Source organism: Streptomyces sp. NPDC087215, from assembly GCF_044744885.1.
Classification (GTDB): Bacteria; Actinomycetota; Actinomycetes; order Streptomycetales; family Streptomycetaceae; genus Streptomyces.
In genome coordinates this window covers 149333-170668 of record NZ_JBIUZD010000001.1, presented here as the reverse complement: position 1 = coordinate 170668, position 21336 = coordinate 149333, and the positions used below count along the sequence as shown (strand labels likewise).

The 21336-nt window shown below is 72.4% G+C and carries 18 protein-coding genes; 11 read left to right on the top strand and 7 right to left on the bottom strand.

Annotation, left to right across the window (positions count from 1 at the left end; translation table 11 throughout):
• The first annotated feature begins 69 nt into the window (after positions 1-69).
• Complete coding sequence (locus ACIO92_RS00695) at positions 70-930, top strand: polysaccharide deacetylase family protein (RefSeq protein WP_402280603.1); 861 nt, start codon at positions 70-72, stop codon at positions 928-930.
• A gap of 110 nt (positions 931-1040) precedes the next feature.
• Here the strand turns inward: ACIO92_RS00695 and ACIO92_RS00690 are convergent, their stop codons facing one another.
• Positions 1041-1700: a class F sortase gene (locus tag ACIO92_RS00690; protein WP_401236100.1), complete on the bottom strand. Its 660-nt coding sequence runs from the start codon at positions 1698-1700 to the stop codon at positions 1041-1043.
• Between the two features lie 378 nt (positions 1701-2078).
• Here ACIO92_RS00690 and ACIO92_RS00685 point away from each other — a divergent pair, with 378 nt between their 5' ends.
• Complete coding sequence (locus ACIO92_RS00685; protein ID WP_366440825.1) at positions 2079-2564, top strand: hypothetical protein; 486 nt, start codon at positions 2079-2081, stop codon at positions 2562-2564.
• A gap of 99 nt (positions 2565-2663) precedes the next feature.
• On the opposite strand, the gene ACIO92_RS00680 is transcribed toward ACIO92_RS00685, so the two are convergent.
• Positions 2664-3224 carry a hypothetical protein gene (locus ACIO92_RS00680; protein ID WP_366440826.1) on the bottom strand — a complete coding sequence of 187 codons (561 nt, stop codon included), beginning with the start codon at positions 3222-3224 and terminating at the stop codon, positions 2664-2666.
• A gap of 168 nt (positions 3225-3392) precedes the next feature.
• Positions 3393-4157, bottom strand: coding sequence for a hypothetical protein (locus ACIO92_RS00675; protein ID WP_351784644.1), 765 nt, complete (start codon positions 4155-4157; stop codon positions 3393-3395).
• Between the two features lie 1219 nt (positions 4158-5376).
• On the opposite strand from ACIO92_RS00675, the gene ACIO92_RS00670 reads away from it, so the two are divergent.
• Positions 5377-6189 (top strand): SAM-dependent methyltransferase, encoded by an 813-nt coding sequence (locus ACIO92_RS00670; protein ID WP_366440827.1) that lies wholly within the window; start codon positions 5377-5379, stop codon positions 6187-6189.
• Positions 6186-8348, top strand: a complete 2163-nt coding sequence (locus tag ACIO92_RS00665; RefSeq protein ID WP_401236096.1) for a putative bifunctional diguanylate cyclase/phosphodiesterase — start codon at positions 6186-6188, stop codon at positions 8346-8348. Before ACIO92_RS00670 ends, ACIO92_RS00665 begins: the two co-directional genes overlap by 4 nt.
• Positions 8349-8761: 413 nt before the next feature.
• On the opposite strand, the gene ACIO92_RS00660 is transcribed toward ACIO92_RS00665, so the two are convergent.
• Positions 8762-9673, bottom strand: coding sequence for a LysR substrate-binding domain-containing protein (locus ACIO92_RS00660; RefSeq protein WP_366440829.1), 912 nt, complete (start codon positions 9671-9673; stop codon positions 8762-8764).
• 96 nt (positions 9674-9769) lie between these two features.
• On the opposite strand from ACIO92_RS00660, the gene ACIO92_RS00655 reads away from it, so the two are divergent.
• The 5 genes from ACIO92_RS00655 (at position 9770) to ACIO92_RS00635 (ending at position 14737) form a co-directional block, all read left to right on the top strand.
• Entirely contained in the window at positions 9770-10495 is a 726-nt protein-coding gene (locus tag ACIO92_RS00655) for a succinate dehydrogenase (protein ID WP_402055895.1), read from the top strand.
• Positions 10496-10497: 2 nt separating this feature from the next.
• On the top strand, positions 10498-12450 hold the full coding sequence (locus tag ACIO92_RS00650; protein WP_366440830.1) for a fumarate reductase/succinate dehydrogenase flavoprotein subunit: 1953 nt from the start codon (positions 10498-10500) through the stop codon (positions 12448-12450).
• Positions 12447-13196: a succinate dehydrogenase/fumarate reductase iron-sulfur subunit gene (locus ACIO92_RS00645; protein ID WP_366440831.1), complete on the top strand. Its 750-nt coding sequence runs from the start codon at positions 12447-12449 to the stop codon at positions 13194-13196. Before ACIO92_RS00650 ends, ACIO92_RS00645 begins: the two co-directional genes overlap by 4 nt.
• A 301-nt stretch (positions 13197-13497) precedes the next feature.
• Positions 13498-13887, top strand: a complete 390-nt coding sequence (locus ACIO92_RS00640; protein WP_366440832.1) for a tyrosinase cofactor — start codon at positions 13498-13500, stop codon at positions 13885-13887.
• Between the two features lie 22 nt (positions 13888-13909).
• On the top strand, positions 13910-14737 hold the full coding sequence (locus ACIO92_RS00635) for a tyrosinase family protein (RefSeq protein WP_366440833.1): 828 nt from the start codon (positions 13910-13912) through the stop codon (positions 14735-14737).
• 38 nt (positions 14738-14775) lie between these two features.
• Here the strand turns inward: ACIO92_RS00635 and ACIO92_RS00630 are convergent, their stop codons facing one another.
• Both ACIO92_RS00630 and ACIO92_RS00625 read right to left on the bottom strand, forming a co-directional pair.
• On the bottom strand, positions 14776-17247 hold the full coding sequence (locus ACIO92_RS00630) for an ATP-binding cassette domain-containing protein (RefSeq protein ID WP_402280608.1): 2472 nt from the start codon (positions 17245-17247) through the stop codon (positions 14776-14778).
• A gap of 305 nt (positions 17248-17552) precedes the next feature.
• On the bottom strand, positions 17553-18575 hold the full coding sequence (locus tag ACIO92_RS00625; protein ID WP_402280610.1) for an MsnO8 family LLM class oxidoreductase: 1023 nt from the start codon (positions 18573-18575) through the stop codon (positions 17553-17555).
• 171 nt (positions 18576-18746) lie between these two features.
• On the opposite strand from ACIO92_RS00625, the gene ACIO92_RS00620 reads away from it, so the two are divergent.
• The gene (locus ACIO92_RS00620) at positions 18747-19235 is read left to right on the top strand and encodes a hypothetical protein (protein ID WP_366440836.1); all 489 of its coding nucleotides are present in this window, start codon (positions 18747-18749) and stop codon (positions 19233-19235) included.
• Between the two features lie 208 nt (positions 19236-19443).
• Here the strand turns inward: ACIO92_RS00620 and ACIO92_RS00615 are convergent, their stop codons facing one another.
• Positions 19444-19659 (bottom strand): dodecin, encoded by a 216-nt coding sequence (locus ACIO92_RS00615; RefSeq protein WP_366440837.1) that lies wholly within the window; start codon positions 19657-19659, stop codon positions 19444-19446.
• A gap of 293 nt (positions 19660-19952) precedes the next feature.
• Here ACIO92_RS00615 and ACIO92_RS00610 point away from each other — a divergent pair, with 293 nt between their 5' ends.
• Positions 19953-21203: an extracellular solute-binding protein gene (locus tag ACIO92_RS00610; RefSeq protein ID WP_366440838.1), complete on the top strand. Its 1251-nt coding sequence runs from the start codon at positions 19953-19955 to the stop codon at positions 21201-21203.
• The last annotated feature ends 133 nt before the right edge of the window (positions 21204-21336 follow it).

Here is a 21336-nt window from a genome sequence, read left to right as displayed (position 1 = left end):
CGAGTGTTTTCGGACGAGTGGCCGGTGTCGGTGAGCTGCGGAGACCCTCATCCGTACGAACCATTAGTCATGAAAAAGGATCAGATGCCTCCAGGGCGTCGGGCGGTGCTCCGCCTGACCGCCGCCCTCGGGGCCACCACCGCAGTCGGCGTCCTCGCGGCGGACCTGCTCACCCCCGCCGACCCCCCGGCCGCCACCCTGCCCCGGGGCGGCCCCGGAACCGGACCCGCCGCCGGACCCCAGGTCCAGGCCGCCCGGCCGCGCGCCAGCGCCTACCGCCTGCAGCCCATGACCGCCTACGCGCCCCCGGTCCACCGGCGGACGGCGCCGCCCGTACGGCAGCGGCCCTTCCTGAGCCTCTCGGGCGTCGGCCGCGCCATGGTGCTCACCTTCGACGACGGCCCCGACCCCCGCTACACCCCCGCCATCCTGGACACCCTGCGCCGGTACGACTGCCGGGGCATGTTCTTCGTCTGCGGCGAGATGGCCGTCGAGAACCAGGACCTGCTGCGGCGGATGGACGCGGAGGGGCACGTCATCGGCAACCACACCTGGACCCACCCCCTCATCCCCAAGCTGCGCCCCTCCCGCATCCGTGACGAGCTGGGTTCCACCAGCGAGGTCGTCGAACGGGCCCTGGGGGCTGCCCCGCTCTGGTACCGCGCCCCCTACGGGGCCTGGAACCGGCACTCCTTCGAGATCGGTGCCGAACTCGGCATGGAGCCGCTCGCCTGGACGGTCGACACCCTGGACTGGAAGGAGCCGGGCACCGACGCCATCGTCCGGCGCGCCCTGGACGGCGCCGCCCCCGGCGCCGTCGTCCTCAACCACGACGCGGGCGGCGACCGCTCCCAGAGCGTCGCCGCCCTGCGCGCGTACCTTCCTGCCCTCCTCGACGCCGGGTACCGCATCACCCTGCCCCGGCGCTGACCCTCGGTCCTCCGCCCTCCCCGTCCTCCGTCCTCCGTCCCCCGTCCCCCGTCCTCCGTACGCGGCAGGGCCCCGGCACCAGCGGCGCCGGGGCCCTGCCGCGCATCCGGTTACCGGGAGGCGACCATGCGGGCGTACACGACCACGTTGCCGTCGTAGCCACGCGCGTGCGTGTAGCCGCCGCCGCAGGTGATGACCCGCAGCTCGGGGGCGCCGGTGTCCGCGTAGACCTGGACGCCGGGGAAGTCGTCCTTCGCGTACACCTCCACCCCGTAGATCTCGAAGACCGCGATCCGGCCGTCGTACCGCTCCACCTCGACGTGCTGGCCCTTCTGGACCGAGCCCAGGCCGTAGAAGACCGCCGGGCCCCGGGCGTTGTCGACATGGCCGACGACGACCGAGGTGCCGCGCTGGCCGGGTGAGATGCCGTTCTGGTACCAGCCGGCGAGATTGGTGTCGTCGGGCGGCGGGGCCGCCACCCAGCCGTCCGCGTCCAGACCCACGTCCATGATCGGCGCGGCCACCTGGATCGCCGGGATCCTGATCCGGGAGGCCGGGGCGAAGGGCAGCGGCTCCAGGCCCTCGCTCGCGCCGGGCGGCGGGGTCGCGGGCCGTGCCACCGGGCGGGCCGCCGCCGCGGGCTGCGGCGGCCCCGGCGAGACGTCCACCCCGTTGCGCATCATCGCGAGCCCGGACAGCATGGCGAGGGCCAGCACGCCCCAGGGTTGGCGTCTTCTGCGCTCGACGACGCGGAAGTCCTTCGCGGGCATGGTTCTCCCTTCATGGCGTCGTCAGAACGGTAGGGGTGGTCTGACGGACCGTCATTCCGGGCGGTCCGAACGGGTGGGGACCACCCCCGTACGGGCCCCGGGCGCGGCCTCCGGAGCCCCGGACCCCGGGCCGGGGCCGCGACAGCCGGGTGACAGTGCGCTGACCCATCCGAGTATTCGTCAGATGATCCTTCCGCAAGGATCTGACCTGCGGTTTCCCCACCTTCCCGAGGGTGCGACCGGGCGTGTCGGCTCACCGGGGTGGACCAGTGCCGACATGCGGGGTTCGCCCCGCCTTGTGATGGTTCGTCATGGAGGGCGTACTCGTCGAAACTCCCGGAGCACCGCTTCGGGGCGTCTTCCACTGGAGGTTCAACCATGCGTGCTGCACGCACTCTGGCGGTGACCGCCACCGCGTTCGCGGCGGTCGCGCTCGCGGCCCCCCTCGCCGCCGCCAACAACGGTCCGCGCGACGTCACCGTCAACCCCTTCGACGTCCACGCGGGGTCGACGATCACGATCACCGCGAGGGGCTGCGGTCACGGAGGCACGGTCACGTCCAACGCCTTCCCGGAGACCAACCTCTCGGTCAACTCCAACGGGCTCTCCAGCGCCATCGCCCGCGTCCACGACCGCGCCACCCCGGGCAGCTACAACCTCGCCGTCAAGTGCCGGGACAACTCCTCCGTCGTCACGCACTCGTTCCGGGTCCTTCCGGGCCGTGGCGCCCAGGGCGGTCTCGGCGGCTCGCTCGCCCCCAGCTCCACCGAGATGGCCGTCGGCGGCGGTCTCGTGGCCGCCGCGGCGCTCGGCGGGGGCCTGTTCATCGCCCGCCGCCGACGGATGACCGGTGCGGGGGTCTGACCGGCCGCACCTCCCGGCCGGCCCGCTCCGCCCGCCGCCCCCTGGTCCCCGTCACGGGACCCGGGGGCGACGGGCGTCCGCCCGCCGGTCCGGAGCGGCTCAGTGCCGCCGGGCGCGCGCGGCACGACGACGGAACACGAACACGCCACCGGTCGCGGCGGCGAGCACCAGCGCCCCGCCCGCCGCGAGTTCGGCCGGCTCGAAGCCGCCGTCCACCGAACCGCCCAGACCGCCCCGCACCCCGCGCGGGGGAGTGAGCACGGTGGAGCTGATCGTCGGGGTCGCCGTGGGCGTCCCGGTGATCGTCAGGTTCGCGGTGCCCTGCACGCCGCCCGTGCAGTTGAAAGCCACCGTGTACACGGCGCCCTGACGGGCGTCCCGGTCCACGGTGGCGGTCGCCGTCGAACCCGGCGCGATGGTGACCGTGTCGAAGACACCGGCCGAGGCCGTCGCCGTACTGGCGCAGCCGGGCGCGCTGAGCGTCACCCGGCCGCCGGGCGCGACGAGCGAGGGCGACACGACGAATGCGCTCGCCGCCCCGGCCCCCTGTGCCCGCGGGTTCGGCGCGGGGACACCGTCCGCCGCGAGGGCGGCAGGGGCGGCCGGGGCGAGGGCGGCCGCTCCCAACAGGAAAGCGGACGCGGCACGTATCGCGCGCATGGTGGATCCTCCGGGTCCCGAGGGGCGGCCGCGGAAGGGGGTTCCCGCGAAAGACCGTGCCTGCACCTCGTTGTCGGAAACGCTAGGAGCGCACTACCACAACCGCGATCCCAGACGTGCGAATGGGGCACCGATGTCCCCCGTACGGCTCACCCGGTGGAGGTGGAGTCACCGGGTGACCTGCGGGAACAGATCGGTGAACGGCGCGGCGGTGGCCGAGACGCCCCTGCCGAAGGGCGCGTCGAAGTCCCAGATGAGGAACAACAGGAACGCGATCAGCACGCTGAAGAGCCCGGCGAGCAGCAACTCCCGTCCGGTCCTGCGGATCTGCAGGGTGAAGATCAGACCGACCGTCACCAGAGCGCCGATGATCAGACCGAACCAGACCACTCCCGGCATGGTCTCGCCCGCGCTCTGCCCCCGGGCGTTACGGGCGTCGTCCGCCACCGCGACCTGGTCCACCAGGGGCTGGTACGCCTCGCCCTCGAAGTCGTTCGCCGGGTGGTAGTCGGTGACGCTGCGCCGCACCCGCTCCATGAGCGCGGTGCCCTCGTCGCTCAGCTCGCCCGCCTCGGTCATGTGCGTCCACTCGTGGTTGACCACGTACGAGACGTACGCGTCGACGTCGGAGCGGATCCTGGTGCGGACCTCCACCGGGTAGACCTCCACCCGTGCCGAGATCTCGTGCATGGCCTGCGCCTCCTGCCGCACGGTCTCCTGGGCGGCACCACGCGCCTCCCAGACGCCCGCGATGGCCAGACCGAGCACGATCGCGTAGATCACGCCGATCATCATCGTCATGTACTCGATGACGTCGGGGGTCTCGCTGGGATCGTCGTCCTCGGGGACGCGCCGCTGGTTGAAGATGACGATCGCCAGAACGACAGCGCACGCGGCGGCCATCGCAAGGCTGAGAACGAGCCATTCAGACATGAAGATCCTTCAGAGGATACGGGGATACGGGGATACGGGGATACGGGGGCACGGGGCCGAGGAGCGGTCAGCGGCCACGCGGGCGCAGGATCGCGGTCGCCAGCACGGCGGGCGCGATGATCACCAGCGTCGTCGTCACCACGGACGTACCGCTCTCGGGCCGTGGCCGTGAGGTGCGGCGGTAGTGGGGGAGCGCGACCGGTCCGGCGGCCGGCGGCCGGGGACTCGCGCTGGGCGCGTGCGCCGGTGGAGGCGCGGCGGGTGCCGTGGTGCGCTCCGGCGGCTCCGGAGGCGGCGTCGGGCGGGCCGGTGCCGGGGACGGGGGACCGGGGCGCGGGCTCGGCACCGCGACCGGGGGAGCGGGCGTCGTCGGCCGCACGTGCGGCAGGGGCGGTGGGGGCACCGGCCGGTTCGGGGGCCGCGGTGTCGGCCGCGGGGTGGCCCACGTCGGCGTGGGCTTGGGTTTCGTGGGTTTCGGAGTGGGTTTGGTGGGGCACGCACCGGGTCCGATCACCGCGACCGAGGTGTGCGACCCGTCGGGGCCGGTGTTGGCGTAGGCGCACGAGTCGGCGGCTGCCGGCACGGGAGTGGTGATGAGCCACACCAGTGCGAGCGCTGCCAGGGGGCGCGCGAGGAGTGATCCGAACAGAGACACGCCGACGAGCCTGAACACAAGAACGGCGCGCCGGGGCGGAATCGCTCGGGATTCGCCGGATGGAGGGGTTCTCGGACCCTACTGGTTTGACGTTTCAGCGCGTCGGAGACGGATTCGCCGCAATATCCTCGTATCGGATCGGGATGTGTTTACCGAAGCGGCCGGATCGGTTCGTACGGAGGGGGCCGGGTCGGCTCGTTTCGGCCTCCTCCGTCATATCTGTCCGGTTGTCGCCCTGCCGGGAGGAGTGGCGAACGGGGCATCCCGCACCGGCGCGCGGGCATCGCAGGGGCAACGGCCGAGGTACGGGCCTGGCGTGGACACCCGAGGGGCGGGTGCGCGACTCCGCCGGGAAGCCGACGCACGATCAGATGCACGTGAATGTGCACAGCCTGAAGGCGTGAACTCTTCGTTCGGAGAGCACGCGTCAATGACGTGTGACCAAGAACGGACCGCGAATTTCCGTTTCCACTCGCTCTCCTGGCGGGCGATCAGTAGCCTCACCTCGAACACCGGCCGCGAACACCTGGCCGCATCCCCCATGGCGACTTGTTGGAGACATCGATGGAGCGTCCACTCTGGGCTCCGCCTGGTATAGACATCTCGGTGCCGAGCGTGTCCCGTATGTACGACTTCTATCTGGGCGGCTCGCACAATTTCGAAGTGGACCGGGAAGCGGCGCGCAGGGCCATGGAGTTCATGCCTGGGCTGCCCAAGATCATGCAGGCCAACCGCGCCTTCATGCGACGGGCCGTCCGCCACGCTGTTGACAACGACGTCATCCAGTTCCTGGACATCGGCTCCGGCATCCCCACCTTCGGCAACGTGCACGAGGTGGCCCGCGCCGCCCATCCGGCCGCCCGCGTCGTCTACGTCGACCACGACCCGGTCGCCGTGGCCCACAGCCGCGCCGTCCTCGACGGCGACGACGGCGCCGAGGTCGTCGCGGCCGACCTGCGCAAGCCTGCCGACATCCTGCACAGCCCCGAGGTCTCCCGGCTCCTCGACCCCGACCGGCCGGTCGCCCTGCTCCTCGTCGCCGTCCTCCACTTCCTGGAGGACCGGGACCGGCCGTACGACGCGGTGGCCGAACTGCTCGACGCCCTCGCCCCCGGCAGCCTCCTCGTCCTCACCCACGCCTCCTACGAGGGCATCCCGCTCACCGAGGAGCAGGCGGGCGGCACCGTCGGGGTCTACCGGAACATCCGCAGTCCTCTGGTGATGCGGTCCGGCGAGGAGATCGCCCGCTTCTTCGAGGGCACCGAACTGGTCGAACCCGGCCTCGTCCCGATGCCCCACTGGCGACCGGAGAGCCCGGTCGAGGAGGAGGACCCGTACGCCTTCTCCGGTTTCGCAGGGGTGGGGCGCAAGGCGTGAACGCCCCGTCGCAACCCAACGGCGCCGCCGAAGCCGACGGTCCCGAGGACAGGCTCAGGCGGTTCGTCACCATCTGGGGCCGCACCATCTTCCCGGTGACCGCCACTTCGCTGACCCGCGCCGAGTTCGAGGGGCACCTGCTGCCGCTGGCCCGCACCCTGTGCGAAGCCCTCAAGGCCCGCCCCTTCGACACCGTCCCCGCGCAGCACGCCGGTGCGTCGCTCGTCGCCGCCCACTGCACCGACCCCGACGCCCTCGGCCGCAGCCTCGGAGTCGTCGACTCCTACCTGGTCCTCTACTGCGGTACGGAGTCGGACCTGGCCGCCGAGGAGCTCAGGGCCCGCTGCGCCCGCCTCCAGCACGCCATGGCCGCCGGATACGCGCAGGCCCTGCGGGAACGCACCCGTGCCGAGCAGGAGGCCATCGCCCGCTCCGCGCTCGCCGCCCGCAGCGCCGCCGAGGTCGCCCTGCACGCCACCGAGAGCCGCTTCCGCGCGGTCTTCGACGGGGCCGCGATAGGGATCGGCATCGCCGACCTCGACGGCAACGTCCTGGAGGTCAACGAGACCCTCACCCGGATGTTCGGCGGGATCGACAGCCCCCTGCGCACCCGGAAGGTGAGCGAGTGGGTCCACCCCGAAGACGGCCCGCACGTCTGGAAGCTGTACGACGAACTGGTGCGCGGCGAGCGCGAGCACTACCGGGTGGAGAAGCCGTACTACCGGGGCGACGGCACGGTCCTGTGGACGAACCTCACCGTCTCGCTGCTCCGCGACGCCGGGGGCGACCCCCAGTACCAGCTGGCGCTGATGGAGGACACCACGGAACGGCGCCTGCTCCATCTGCGCCTGCGGTACGAGGCCACCCACGACGCCCTGACCGGACTGCCCAACCGGACGCTGTTCTTCGAGCGGCTGGAGAAGGCCCTGGCGTCCGGCGACGACGCCCGCTTCGGCCTCTGCTACCTCGATCTCGACGGCTTCAAGGTCATCAACGACAGCCTCGGCCACTCCACCGGCGACCGGCTGCTCGTCGAGGTCGCCGACCGGCTCCAGAGCACCGTCACCGGCGCGGGCGAGATGGTCGCCCGGCTCGGCGGCGACGAGTTCGTCGCCCTCACCACCGGCGCCGTCGAGAAGCGGGACGTCACCGAACTCGCCGACCGCATCCTCGCCGCCCTCGCCACCCCGCTGCGGATCGACGGCCGGGAGCTGACCGTGCGCGGCAGCCTCGGTGTCGTCGAGGGCCCGGCGGGCGAACGGACCCCCGCCGAGGTGCTGCGCAGCGCCGACATCACCATGTACCGGGCCAAGTCCGCGGGCGGCAACCGCTTCGAGCTGGCCGACCCGGAGGCCGACGCCCGCGCCATCACCCGGCACGGACTGACCACCGCCCTGCCGGCCGCCCTGGAACGCGGCGAGTTCTTCATCGAGTACCAGCCCCTCGTCCACCTGGACGACGGCAGCGTGCACGGCGCGGAGGCGCTCGTCCGCTGGTGCCATCCGCAGCACGGGGTGCTCGGACCCGACCGCTTCATCCCGCTCGCCGAGGACACCGGACTCATCGTGCCGCTCGGCCGCTGGGTCCTCCAGGAGGCCGTCCGGCAGGCCCGCTTCTGGCAGACCCGGCACTCCGACGGCGGGCCGCTGCGGATCAACGTCAACCTCTCCCCGACCCAGCTGCACCACCCGCGTCTGGTCGCGGAGACCGTCGACGTCCTGGAACGGTCCGGTCTCGACCCCGGCGCGCTCTGCCTCGAAGTCACCGAGTCCGCCCTCATAGGGGCCGACGAGGACCTGCTGAAGCCGCTGCGGCAACTCGCCGAGATGGGCGTCGACATCGCCCTGGACGACTTCGGCACCGGCTACTCCAACCTGGCCAATCTGCGTCGGCTCCCGGTCAGCGTCCTCAAGCTCGACCGCTCCTTCACCCGGGGGATGCAGCAGCACCCGGTGGACCCGGTCGACCTGAAGATCGTCGAGGGCATCGTGTCCCTGGCCCACAGCCTGGAACTCGCCGTCACCGTCGAAGGGGTGGAGACCGGGGCCCAGGCCCGTCGGCTCCGCGACCTCGGCTGCGACACGGCCCAGGGCTGGTACTACGCACGCCCCGGCGCCCCCGACCGGATCCACTCGCTGGTCCTGGCGGACGCGGTCTGATCCCGCCCCCCCACGGACGGTCCCGCCCCCCCACACGGACGGCACCGCCCTCCCACGGACGGCACCGGCCTCCCTGCCGAAGCGGGGGAGGCCGGGAAGAAGGCGGGGGAGGAGACGAGAGGGCGGAGAAGGCGCTCCTCACCCAGCGGGGCGGGGCTGCGGGCCGACGACCGGCAGAGCGCCGTGACCTCCTCCCGCGCGTCGCCGCCGGGTCCTGTTCCCGGCCCGAGGCCGGGTTTCGGTTCCTGTGCCTCGGGTCGGCCCGCTCGGTTCCTGTGCCTCGGGTCGGCTCGTGCCTCCCGGATCGGCTCGTGCCTCCCGGCCGGGGAACAGGCTTCCGCGCCGTCCTTCCGCTCCTGGCCCGGGGCCCGGCTTCCGCTCCCGGAGCCCGGCAGGGCTCCGCGCCGGGCGCCTCAGGCCGGGGCTCCGGCCCGGTCCGTCCGTCCCCGCCGGGAGGCGAGCAGGACCCGCTGGAGCTCCCGTGCCGCCCTCGGCGGTGCCACGTCGCTGCGGTGCGCCAGGGCGATCGTGCGGCGCAGCCCCGGCCGGGCGAGGGCGGTCACCCGGAGGTCGCGGCCCGCGCGCGCCGCCACCATCGCGGGGACGACCGCGAGCCCGAGCCCGGCCCGTACGAAACCGAGGACCGCGTCCAGCTCGCCGCCCTCGACGGTGAACGTCGGCTCGAAGCCCTCCGCCCGGCAGGCCGCCACCGTCAGGTCCCGCAGGTCGTAGCCGTGCCGGAACATCACGAGCGGCTGGTCCCTGAGGTCCTTGATCCGCACCGGACGGGCGGGCGCGGGCGCGGAGGCGGCGGAGACCACCACCAGGTCCTCCCTGAGCAGCTCCACCGTGGTGAGCGCCGGTGACGGCGTGGGCAGCGGCAGCACCACCAGCGCCAGGTCGAGCGAGCCCCGCGCCAGCTCCCGTACGAGGTCGTGCGAGCCGCTCTCCTGGATCAGCAGCTCGATCCCCGGGTGCAGGTCGTGGAAGGCGCGCAGGACGTCCGGCAGCAGACCCGTGCAGAGGCTCGGGGTCGCACCGAGCCGTACCCGGCCCCGCTTCAGCTGGGCCAGCTCCTGTACCTCCAGCCGGGCCGTCTCGGTGTCCGCGAGGATGCGGCGCGCGAGCGGCAGCAGGGCCTCGCCCGCGTCGGTCAGGGTGATGTTCCCCCGGGCGCGGCTGAACAGCTCGGCGCCCAACTCCTGTTCCAGCGCCTTGATCTGCTGGGAGAGCGACGGCTGCGAGACGTGCACGCGCTCGGCGGCCCGGGTGAAGTGGCGGGTCTCGGCGACGGCGACGAAGTAGAGGAGCTGCTGGAACTGCATGGTTCAAGAATAGGCGACCCGGATAGGGATGGCCTATCGAGATCAGCCGGACCATGTCTTGGACCTCTCGGGCCCTTCGGCCCTAGCGTCGTACACATGGCTCTGGCACCCACGAGGGACCGGACGGCGCGCCGCCCGCCGTCCCCCGCACCGTCCCGCGGATTCCTGTCCTCGACCCTCGGCAAGAAGACGGTCATGGCGGTCAGCGGGCTGATCATGCTCGGCTACCTCGTCGCGCACGTGGCGGGCAACCTCAAGGTCTTCTTCGGTCCCGAGGAGTTCAACGGCTACGCCCACTGGCTGCGGGTCGTGGGCGCCCCGGTCCTGCACCACGAGTGGGCCCTCTGGATCGTCCGTGTCGTGCTCGTCGCCGCCGTCGTCGCGCACGCGGTCTCCGCGTACCAGCTCAGCCGCCGCGACCTGAAGGCCCGCCCGACCCCGTACGTCCACCGGCGCGGGCGCGCCTCCTACGCCACCCGCACGATGCGCTGGGGCGGGATCGTCCTCGCCCTGTTCATCGTCTGGCACATCCTCGACCTCACCACCGGCACCGTCCACTCCGGCGGCTTCGAGGAGGGCAGGCCCTACCAGAACGTGGTCGACACCTTCTCCACCTGGTACGGCAACGTCATCTACCTCGTCGCCATGCTCGCCGTGGGGCTCCACGTCCGCCACGGCTTCTGGAGCGCGGCCCAGACCCTCGGCCTCGGCAACGCCCGCCGGGACCGCCTCCTCAAGATCCTCGCGAACGGCCTCGCTCTCCTGCTGACCGCCGGTTTCGTCTCCGTCCCCGTCGCCGTCATGACCGGAGTGGTGAACTGACCATGAAGAAGACCGACTTCACCGAATACGCCACCGGCGCACCGCTCTCCGACACCAAGGCGCCCGCCGGGCCCGTCGCCGAACGGTGGGACACCCGCCGCTTCGAGGCGAGACTGGTCAACCCCGCCAACCGCCGCAAACACCGGATCATCGTCGTCGGCACCGGTCTCGCGGGCGGCTCCGCCGGAGCCACCCTCGCCGAACAGGGTTACCAGGTCGTCCAGTTCTGCTTCCAGGACTCCCCGCGCCGCGCCCACTCCATCGCCGCGCAGGGCGGTATCAACGCCGCCAAGAACTACCGCAACGACGGCGACTCGGTCCACCGCCTCTTCTACGACACCGTCAAGGGCGGCGACTTCCGCGCCCGCGAGTCCAACGTCCACCGGCTCGCCCAGATCTCCGTCGAGATCATCGACCAGTGCGTCGCCCAGGGCGTCCCCTTCGCCCGCGAGTACGGCGGACTCCTCGACACCCGCTCCTTCGGCGGCGTCCAGGTCTCCCGCACCTTCTACGCCCGGGGCCAGACCGGACAGCAGCTCCTGCTCGGCGCCTACCAGGCACTGTCCCGGCAGATCGCCGCCGGGAACGTCGAGATGCACGCCCGTACGGAGATGCTGGACCTGATCGTCGCCGACGGCAGGGCCCGGGGCATCGTCGCCCGTGACCTGATCACCGGCGAGATCACCACCCACCACGCCGACGCGGTCGTCCTCGCCAGCGGCGGCTACGGCAACGTCTTCCACCTCTCCACCAACGCGATGAACTCCAACGCCACCGCCGTCTGGCGGGCGCACCGGCGCGGCGCCTACTTCGCCAACCCCTGCTTCACCCAGATCCACCCCACCTGCATCCCGCGCACCGGCGACCACCAGTCGAAGCTGACCCTGATGAGCGAGTCCCTCCGCAACGACGGACGCATCTGGGTGCCGAAGGCCGAGGGCGACACCCGCCCCGCCGCCGACATCCCCGAGGGCGAGCGCGACTACTACCTGGAGCGGATCTACCCCTCCTTCGGCAACCTCGTCCCCCGTGACATCGCCTCCCGCGCCGCGAAGAACGTCTGCGACGAGGGCCGGGGCGTCGGTCCCGGCGGACAGGGCGTCTACCTCGACTTCGCCGACGCGATCCGCCGCATGGGCCGCGCCGCCGTGGCGGAGAAGTACGGCAACCTCTTCGAGATGTACGAGCGGATCACCGCCGAGAACCCGTACGAGGTCCCCATGCGGATCTACCCCGCCGTCCACTACACGATGGGCGGACTCTGGGTCGACTACGACCTCCAGACCACCGTCCCCGGGCTCTTCGCGATCGGCGAGGCCAACTTCTCCGACCACGGGGCCAACCGGCTCGGCGCCTCCGCCCTCATGCAGGGCCTCGCCGACGGCTACTTCGTCCTGCCCGCCACCATCAACGACTACCTCGCCCGGCACCCGGGCGCCCAGCCCCTCACCGACGACCACCCCGCCGTCCGCGAGGCACTCGCCGAGACCGAGGACCGGCTGAACCTCCTCCTCGCCGTCGACGGCGACCGCACCCCCGACTCCTTCCACCGCGAACTCGGCGAACTCCTCTGGGAGCACTGCGGCATGGCCCGCACCGAGACCGGGCTGCGCACCGCCCTCGCCCGCATCCCCGAGATCCGCGAGGAGTTCTGGCGGCGCGTCAAGGTCCCGGGCACCGGCCGGGAGTTCAACCAGTCCCTGGAGAAGGCCAACCGGATCGTCGACTACCTGGAACTCGCCGAACTGATGTGCCTCGACGCGCTCCACCGCGCCGAGTCCTGCGGCGGCCACTTCCGCGAGGAGTCCCAGACCCCCGACGGCGAGGCCGCCCGCCGCGACGAGGAGTTCGGCTACGCCGCCGCCTGGGAGTTCACCGACGGCACCGCACCCGTCCTCCACAAGGAGGACCTCACCTTCGAGTACGTCCACCCCACCCAGCGGAGCTACGCATGAAGCTCACCCTGCGCGTCTGGCGCCAGGCGAACGCCGACGCACCCGGCGCCATGTCCACCTACGACGTGGACGGCGTCTCCGCCGACATGTCGTTCCTGGAGATGCTCGACACCCTCAACGAGGACCTCATCCTGCGGGGCGAGGATCCGGTGGCCTTCGACCACGACTGCCGCGAGGGCATCTGCGGGGCGTGCAGCCTCGTCATCGACGGGGAAGCCCACGGCCCCGAGCGCACCACCACCTGCCAGCTGCACATGAGGTCCTTCCGCGACGGCGACACCATCGACGTCGAACCCTGGCGGGCGTCCGCGTTCCCCGTCGTCAAGGACCTCGTCGTGGACCGCTCCGCGTTCGACCGGGTCATCCAGGCGGGCGGCTACATCAGCGTGCCCACGGGAGCGGCCCCCGAGGCCCACGCCACCCCCGTCCCCAAGGCGGACGCCGACACCGCCTTCGAACACGCCGAGTGCATCGGCTGCGGTGCCTGCGTGGCCGCCTGCCCCAACGGCTCCGCGATGCTCTTCACCTCCGCCAAGGTCAACCATCTGAACGTGCTGCCCCAGGGCTCCCCGGAACGCGAGACCCGGGTCCTCGACATGGTCGCCCAGATGGACGCCGAGGGCTTCGGCGGCTGCACCCTGACGGGTGAGTGCGCCACCGCCTGCCCGAAGGGCATCCCGCTCCCGTCGATCGCCGCGATGAACCGGGAGTGGCTGCGGGCCCGGCGCAAGGGGGCCCGGGGCTGAGTCCCCCGGGTCCTCATCAGGACAATCTTCGGGAGTGGGATCCGCCACATCGAACGGTCCGACGCGAAAGATCATTCACAGAATGATCACTTTCTCCGTAGAATTTTCGCTCTGGAGCACCTCCATCGATTCGAACAGCAAGATCATCTCTGTTCAAATCTGTACTTTTCATGACAAGTTGGCCACTTCGCGGCCAACCGCCCGGCGGCCGTTTCCGCCGCGCCCGGACCCCCGGGTACTGATGAGGGCCGCCGGGGGCACCTGACCGAACCCCCGGTCGTACAGACCATTTGGGGGTTCCATGTCCAGCTTCACCCGCCGCCGGGCTCTCGGCGTCGCGGCAGGCGCCGCCGGCGTCGCCGCGGGCCTCGCCGCGGCCGGCTCCGCCGTCGCCGTGCCCACCCGCCCCGCCACTCCCTCGGCGGACCCGGTTCCGGCCTCCTTCGACGAGGTCTACCAGGGCCGCCGCATCCAGGGCGGACCCTCGCACGGCGGCCACCACGGGGGACACCACGGAGGCGGCTACTCCGTGACGATCGACGGCGAGGAACTGCACGTCATGCAGAACGCCGACGGCACCTGGATCAGCGTGATCAACCACTACGAGCCCGTCGCCACGCCCAAGGTGCTGGCCCGCGCGGCCGTCCGCGAACTGCAGGGCGCCCCGCTCGTACCCCTCACCCTCGGCTGATCGATCCAGGAGCGGCACCACCATGACCGTACGCAAGAACCAGGCCACGCTGACCGCCGACGAGAAGCGGCGCTTCGTCGCCGCCCTCCTGGAGCTCAAGCGCTCCGGCCGGTACGACACCTTCGTCACCACCCACAACGCCTTCATCATGAGCGACACCGACAGCGGCGACCGCGTCGGCCACCGTTCGCCGTCGTTCCTGCCCTGGCACCGGCGCTACCTCATAGAGTTCGAACAGGCCCTGCGGTCCGTCGACCCGACCGTCACCCTGCCCTACTGGGACTGGACGACGGACCGCACCTCCCGGTCCTCGCTGTGGGCCCCCGACTTCCTCGGCGGCACCGGGCGCGCCCGCGACGGCCAGGTGACCGACGGCGCGTTCGCCCGCGTCGGCGACCGCTGGACGATCACCGTCCGCGTCGACGGCCGCGACTACCTCCGGCGCGACCTGGGGGCGGGCGGCCGTCAGCTCCCCACCCGTGCCGAGGTGGACTCCGTCCTCGCCATGGAGACCTACGACAGCGCGCCGTGGAACAGCGCCTCGGACGGCTTCCGCAACCATCTGGAGGGCTGGCGCGGGGTCAACCTCCACAACCGCGTCCATGTCTGGGTCGGCGGCCAGATGGGCACCGGGGTCTCCCCGAACGACCCCGTGTTCTGGCTGCACCACGCCTTCATCGACAAGCTGTGGGCCGACTGGCAGGCCCGCCACCCCCGGTCGCCCTACCTTCCGGCCGCGGGCACGGTCAACGTCGTCGACCTCGGCGACACCATGCGCCCGTGGAACGACGTGACCCCGGCGGACATGCTGGACCACACTCCCCACTACACGTTCGACACGGCGGCCTGACGGGACCGGTCCCGCCCGCCCGGTCCACCGGCCGGACCTCAGATCCGGCCGGTGGACCCCAGGGCGCGGGCCAGATAGGGCGCGGTGCGGCTGTCCGCCGCCCGCGCCACCCGGTCCGGCGGCCCGGCCGCCACGATCCGGCCTCCCTCGCCGCCGCCGCCCGGCCCCAGGTCCACGACCCAGTCGGCGGCGGCCACCACATCCATGTCGTGCTCCACGACGACCACCGTGTGGCCCGCGTCCACCAGACCGTGCAGCTGGCGCATCAGGACCTCGACGTCCGCCGGGTGCAGGCCCGTCGTCGGCTCGTCGAGCACGTACACCGTGGGGGAGCGGTGCGGGCGCTGGAGCTCCGAGGCCAGCTTGATCCGCTGGGCCTCGCCGCCCGACAGCTCCGTCGCGGGCTGGCCGAGCCGCAGATGCCCGAGGCCCACGTCGAGCAGGGTGCGCAGGCTCCGGGCGGCGGCGGGCGTCCCCGCGAGGAAACCGGCCGCGGACTCCACCGTCAGATCGAGCACCTCGGCGACGGTGAGGCCCCGCAGCCGCACCCGGAGCGTCTCGGGGTTGTAGCGGGCGCCGTGGCAGTCGGGGCAGGGCGCGTACGTCCGGGGCAGGAAGAGGAGTTCCACCGAGACGAAGCCCTCGCCCTGGCAGGTCTCGCACCGGCCGCCGGGCACGTTGAAGGAGAACCGCCCCGCCCGGTAGCCGTGTTCCTTCGCCTCCGCCGTCTCCGCGAACAGCTTCCGCACCACGTCGAAGAGACCCGTGTACGTGGCCAGGTTGGAGCGCGGAGTACGGCCGATCGGCCGCTGATCCACCGTCACCAGTCGTCCACCGCGAGCTGGTTCACCGCTCACTTCCCCGGTCAACGCGCCGACGAGAGTCGATTTGCCCGAACCGGACACACCCGTGACGGCGGTCAGGACGCCGAGCGGGAAGGCGGCGTCCACCCCGCGCAGATTGTGCCGGGTCACCGGCCCGGTCCGCAGCCAGCCCGCGGGCTCCCGGACCTCCCGCACCGGCGCGGGCGCCCGGTCGAGGAGGAAACGCCGGGTCACCGACTCGGCGACGTCCGCGAGAGCGCCCGGCGGACCGCTGTGCAGCACCCGGCCGCCGCGCGTCCCGGCGCCCGGACCGACGTCCACCAGCCAGTCGGCGCGCCGGACCACGTCGAGATGGTGCTCGACGACGAACACCGAGTTCCCCGTGGCCCGGAGCCGGTCCAGGACCACGAGCAGCGCCTCGGTGTCCGCCGGATGCAGCCCGGCGGACGGCTCGTCCAGCACGTACACCACGCCGAAGAGCCCCGAACGCAGCTGCGTCGCCAGCCGGAGCCGCTGGAGCTCACCGCTGGAGAGGGTGGGGGTGGCCCGGTCCAGGCTGAGGTAGCCCAGGCCGAGTTCGGTCACGGTCGCGATCCGGGCCACCAGGTCCTCACCGAGGACCCGGGCGGTCTCCGAGCCGATCCCCGCCGCCGACTCCCTCGCGGCACCGGCCCCCGGTGCCCGGTGCCCGGCCGCTCCGGTCCGGGGCTCTTCGGTCTCGGCCGCTCCGGTCCCGGTCCGCTGGGTCTCCGCGGAGAGCAGTTCGGACAGGGCGGTCAGCGGCAGCGCCGCGAGCTCCGCGACGGTCCGGCCCGCGAACGTCACCGCCAGCGCCTCGGGCCGCAGCCGCCCGCCGCCGCACACCGGGCACGGCGCACTGGTCAGGAAGCCCTCCGCCTTCGCCCGCAGCGCCGGGCTCCTGGAATCGGCGAAGGTGCGCAGCACATGCCGCCGGGCGCTCGTGTACGTGCCCTGGTACGGGCGCTGGATGCGGCCCGCGTCCCGCACCGGGTGCACCGTGACCACCGGCTGCTCGTCCGTGAAGAGGATCCACTCCCGGTCCTTCGCGTCGAGCTCGCGCCACGGCCGGTCCACGTCGTACCCGAGGGCGTCGAGCACGTCCCGCAGGTTCTTCCCCTGCCATGCCCCCGGCCAGGCGGCTACGGCACCCTGACGGATCGACAGATCCACGTCGGGGACGAGCAGTTCCTCGCTCGTGTCGTGGACGCGCCCGAGGCCGTGGCACGAAGGGCAGGCGCCCGCCGCCGTGTTGGGTGAGAAGGCGTCCGAATCCAGCCGCTCCGCGCCCGCCGGGTAGTGCCCGGCGCGGGAGAACAGCATCCGGAGGGAGTTGGAGAGCGCCGTCACGGTCCCGACGGAGGAGCGCGCGTTGGGGGAGGACCGGCGCTGCTCCAGGGAGACCGCCGGGGGCAGCCCCGTGATCTCCCCGACGGCCGGGGCCCCCACCTGGTGGATCAGGCGTCGCGCGTACGGGGCGATCGACTCGAAGTAGCGGCGCTGGGCCTCCGCGTAGATCGTGCCGAACGCGAGGGACGACTTGCCGGAGCCGGACACCCCGGTGAAGACGACCAGCGCGTCACGGGGGATGTCGACGTCCACCCCGGCGAGGTTGTGCTCACGGGCGCCTCGAACGCGGACGTACGGGTCGTGGGGACTGTCGTGCATAGGGGGATTTTATCCGCATGGCCCCGTTCGCCCCGGTCGGGGTGGACCGTGCGTGGAGCGGCCGGGGCCCGTGGGGCCGGGCCCGGCGCGACCTCGTGCCCCGCCGCGCCCCGGGCCTCCCCGCCGCCCGCCCCGCGACCGGCCCGTCCCGCGGGCCGCCCCCGGCTCACACCCGGTCCCGCCTTCGGTCGCATCCGGGCTGCCCGCCCCGTGACCGGTTCGGCCCGTGACGCAGGGCCCGGGTCCGCGAGGCCCCACGTCCCCTGCCTCACCCGTGCCGCACACCGCCGCCCCCATGGGCCGCCTCAGGCCGCGCCCCGTGGCACCAGGCCGACCGTCCGCGCGAGTTCCCGGTACGAGGCGCTCAGCGCCGTCCGGTCGTACGTGCTCGTGGTGACGAGCACCTCCCGCGCCCCCGTCTCCCGCACCGCCCGCCCAAGGGCCTCCCGCACCTCCTCCGCCGTGCCGTGCACGTGCCCGCGCAGTCCGGACTCGTAGAAACCGCGCTGTCTCTCCGTCATCGTCAGTCCCTCGATCCGCTCCGGAGGGGCGAGCGGCGGGAACTCCCCGCGCGTGCGCGAGTACGCCAGGGACCACGCCTCCGGCATCAGCAGCCGACGCGCCTCCTCCGTCGTCCCGGCCACCACCACCGCCCCCGCGACCACCACGTACGGCTCGGCCGCCCAGCCGGAGGGGCGGAAGCCGGAACGGTACGTGTCCACCGCCGTCAGGAGCCGCTCCCGGCCGCGCAGGTCACCGATGACCAGCGGCAGTCCGGCCGCCGCCGCGATCGACGCGCCCTCACCGGTCGCCAGGACGAACGGCGGGACCCGCAGACCCTCGGCGGGCCGGGCCCGTACTCCCGGATGGGCCGTCTGCTCCCCGGTGAACCAGCCGAGGAGCTCCGCGAGCTGCTCGCCGAACCGGTCCGCCTCGTCCTTGTCCCGGCCGAGGGCCCGCCGGACGCCGTCCGTGAAACCCACCGAACGGCCGACGCCCATGTCGATCCGGCCGGGGAACAGAGACTCCAGTACGCCGAACTGCTCGGCGACGACCATCGGCCGGTGATTGGGCAGCATCACCCCGCCCGTACCGACCCGGATGCCGGAGGTGGCGGCGGCCACGGCGGCGGCGAGCACCGTCGGCGCGGAACCGGCGACCCCGGGCACGCCGTGGTGCTCCGACACCCAGAACCGGTGGAAGCCCAGGGCCTCCACCTCCCGGGCCAGGAGCACGGTCTCCCGCAGCGCCTGCGGGCCGTCCCCGCCCTCCCGCGTACGGGAACGGTCGAGGACGGAGAAACGGATGCCGTCGAGGTAGTCGCTCACATCAGCTTCAACACGGTCGGGGCGGAGGGATTCCCGTACCGGCACAGGGGGCCTCCCGGCCTCCCGGCCGCGTGGCGCGTTCGGGGCCACAGGCCCGTCCAGCCCCGTACGGGGCGGTACGTGCCCGTCCGGCGGCCGCGTCTGTCGGACCGGCCTCCTAGGCTGGAACGCGTGACAGCCGACACCAGGCCTCTGGCCGTCTTCGACCTCGACAACACGCTCGCCGCGACCGCCCACCGCCAGCACTTCCTGGAACGGCGGCCCAAGGACTGGGACGCCTTCTTCGCGGCGGCGCCCGACGACCCGCCGCTGCCCGAGGGGATCGCGCTGTGCCGCGAGGCGGCGGAGGAGTGCGACATCGTCTACCTCACCGGCCGTCCCGAGCGCTGCCGCCGGGACACCCTGGCCTGGCTGGCCGCGCAGGGACTGCCGGAAGGGCCGGTCCACATGCGGCGCGCCCGGGACTTCCGGCCCGCCCGGGTGACCAAGGTGGAGGCTCTTCGGGTCCTTGCCGCCGACCGGCGGGTGCGGATGCTCGTCGACGACGACGTGCTCGTCTGCGACGCGGCGGAGGCGGCGGGCTTTCCCGTGGTGCGCGCCGGGTGGGCCGCCCCCTCGGCGGAGCTGAGCGACGCTCAGGAGAAGGAGGGCAGGACCTGAGGGCGCCCGGCAGGACCCGGGGATCGACGGGACCCGGAGGCCAGGAGGCCAGGAGGCCACGAGGCCCGGAGACAGCCGGGACCGGCGGGAACGGCCGGGCCGCCGGGGGAGCCGGGGCTGCTGAGGTTCCGGAAGCCCTGTGGCGGGCCCCGGACAAGACACCGGGGCCCGGAGGGACCCTCCGGGCCCCCGGCCCCCGGTGGCTCCCTCAGCTCTCGTCCTCCAGCCGGAACCCCACCTTCAGCCCGACCTGGTAGTGCTCGATCACGCCGTCGACGATGTGTCCGCGTACCTGGGACACCTCGAACCAGTCGAGGCCCCTCAGCGTCTGCGAGGCGCGTGCGATGCCGTTGCGGATGGCTTCGTCCACGCCCTCGGTGGAGGTGCCGACGATCTCGGTGACGCGATAGGTGTGGTTCGACATGGGGGCCGAGCTCCTCTCGGTGCGTTCCCTCCACCGTGCCCCAGGGAGGGGCCGCGCGCGACACGGCGGGGTCCGCGCGGCCGACAGGTGGGCATCGAAGGGTAATTACCGCAGGTAATGGCCCAGGTCGGGCGCAGGCGTGCGGAATGGGATGGTCAAGGACTTGACCATCGGTCTGGTCCAGACCAGAATCCAGGCCACATACCCGCGCGAACAGCCCGTTCGGTCCCCCCACTGCCGGGTCAGCCCCCACATGCCGCACGCCCCGTGCTGAACCGCAGAAGGTGACCCACGTGAAGAACCGCCACCTCGCCTGTCCTCTCGCAGCCGCAACCGCACTCGCCCTCGCGGGCTGTGGAATCCTCCCGGGCGCGGGTGGCGGGACGAAGACCGTCAACATATGGCTCATGCGGGACAGCGTCAGCGAGGACTTCCTCAACCGCTTCACCAAGGCGTACGAGGAGGAGCACGACGGCGTCGAGCTCAAGGTCACCGTCCAGGAGTGGACCGGCATCGGGAAGAAGGTCACCGAAGCCATCCAGGGCTCCGGCGGACCCGACGTCATCGAGGTCGGCAACACCCAGGTCGCGCAGTACGCCGACACCGAGAAGCTCTTCGACCTCACCCTGGAGTCCGTCCGCGACCTCGGCAGCGAGGACTGGCTGCCCGGTCTCGCCGAGCCCGGCAGCATCAACGGCTCGCAGTACGGCATCCCCTGGTACGCGGCGAACCGCATCGTCATCTACAACAAGGACCTCTTCGCCGACGCGGGCATCGACAAGCCGCCGGCCACCCGCGCCGAGTGGCTGAAGAACACCGAGAAGCTCAACCACGAGGGCTCCCAGGGCATCTACCTCGCGGGGCAGGACTGGTACACCCTGGCCGGATTCATCTGGGACGAGGGCGGCGAGCTCGCCGTCGACAAGGGCGGGGAGTGGACCGGCGCCCTGGAGAGCCCGGCGGCCCGGCGCGGCATGGCCTTCTACAAGGAACTCCAGTCGCTGGGCTCCGGACCCAAGAACGCCGACGAGCAGACCCCGCCGCAGGCCGACGTCTTCGCCAAGGGCGACGTGGCCCAGCTCATCGCCACGCCCAGCGCCGTCGCCGCCATCCTCAAGGCCAACCCGGGCCTCAAGGACAAGCTCGGCTACTTCCCGATCCCCGGCCAGAAGGCCGACCAGCCCTGCGTCGTCTTCACCGGCGGCTCCGACCTGATCATTCCGGAGAACGCGCCCCAGCGCGCCGCCGCCCTGGAGGTCGTCAAGGCCCTGGCGGGCGAGAAGTGGCAGTCAGAACTCGCCCGCGCCATGGGATACGTGCCCAACAAGAAGGGCCTCGCCTCCGTCGTCGCCAACCAGGAGGCCACCGCCGTCATGGCGAAGGCCGCCGCACGCGGCCGGGCCACCCCCAACTCCCCCCAGTGGGCCAACGTCGAGGGCGACAACCCCATCAAGCCCTACATGACGGCCGTCCTCCAGGGCGAGGACCCGGCGAAGGCGGCCAAGCGCGCCTCCGAGGCGATCACGGAGACCCTCGCCGAATAGCATTTCAGCGTTCGCACATCCGCGATCCCCCAACCGGTCACATCGAATCCAGCCGGTCACGGAAGAAGTAAGGAGCCGGGCCACCGCTCGCACGGCCCGGCTCCGACCTTGCCCCTTCCGTACGCCGGAGGAT

What these genes read in the sequence shown, in the direction of transcription:
- ACIO92_RS00695 (WP_402280603.1), top strand. Translation starts at nt 70, where the DNA reads ATGAAAAAGGATCAGATGCCTCCAGGGCGTCGGGCGGTGCTCCGCCTG.
- ACIO92_RS00690 (WP_401236100.1), bottom strand. Translation starts at nt 1,700, where the DNA reads ATGCCCGCGAAGGACTTCCGCGTCGTCGAGCGCAGAAGACGCCAACCC.
- ACIO92_RS00685 (WP_366440825.1), top strand. Translation starts at nt 2,079, where the DNA reads ATGCGTGCTGCACGCACTCTGGCGGTGACCGCCACCGCGTTCGCGGCG.
- ACIO92_RS00680 (WP_366440826.1), bottom strand. Translation starts at nt 3,224, where the DNA reads ATGCGCGCGATACGTGCCGCGTCCGCTTTCCTGTTGGGAGCGGCCGCC.
- ACIO92_RS00675 (WP_351784644.1), bottom strand. Translation starts at nt 4,157, where the DNA reads ATGTCTGAATGGCTCGTTCTCAGCCTTGCGATGGCCGCCGCGTGCGCT.
- ACIO92_RS00670 (WP_366440827.1), top strand. Translation starts at nt 5,377, where the DNA reads ATGGAGCGTCCACTCTGGGCTCCGCCTGGTATAGACATCTCGGTGCCG.
- ACIO92_RS00660 (WP_366440829.1), bottom strand. Translation starts at nt 9,673, where the DNA reads ATGCAGTTCCAGCAGCTCCTCTACTTCGTCGCCGTCGCCGAGACCCGC.
- ACIO92_RS00655 (WP_402055895.1), top strand. Translation starts at nt 9,770, where the DNA reads ATGGCTCTGGCACCCACGAGGGACCGGACGGCGCGCCGCCCGCCGTCC.
- ACIO92_RS00650 (WP_366440830.1), top strand. Translation starts at nt 10,498, where the DNA reads ATGAAGAAGACCGACTTCACCGAATACGCCACCGGCGCACCGCTCTCC.
- ACIO92_RS00645 (WP_366440831.1), top strand. Translation starts at nt 12,447, where the DNA reads ATGAAGCTCACCCTGCGCGTCTGGCGCCAGGCGAACGCCGACGCACCC.
- ACIO92_RS00640 (WP_366440832.1), top strand. Translation starts at nt 13,498, where the DNA reads ATGTCCAGCTTCACCCGCCGCCGGGCTCTCGGCGTCGCGGCAGGCGCC.
- ACIO92_RS00635 (WP_366440833.1), top strand. Translation starts at nt 13,910, where the DNA reads ATGACCGTACGCAAGAACCAGGCCACGCTGACCGCCGACGAGAAGCGG.
- ACIO92_RS00630 (WP_402280608.1), bottom strand. Translation starts at nt 17,247, where the DNA reads ATGCACGACAGTCCCCACGACCCGTACGTCCGCGTTCGAGGCGCCCGT.
- ACIO92_RS00615 (WP_366440837.1), bottom strand. Translation starts at nt 19,659, where the DNA reads ATGTCGAACCACACCTATCGCGTCACCGAGATCGTCGGCACCTCCACC.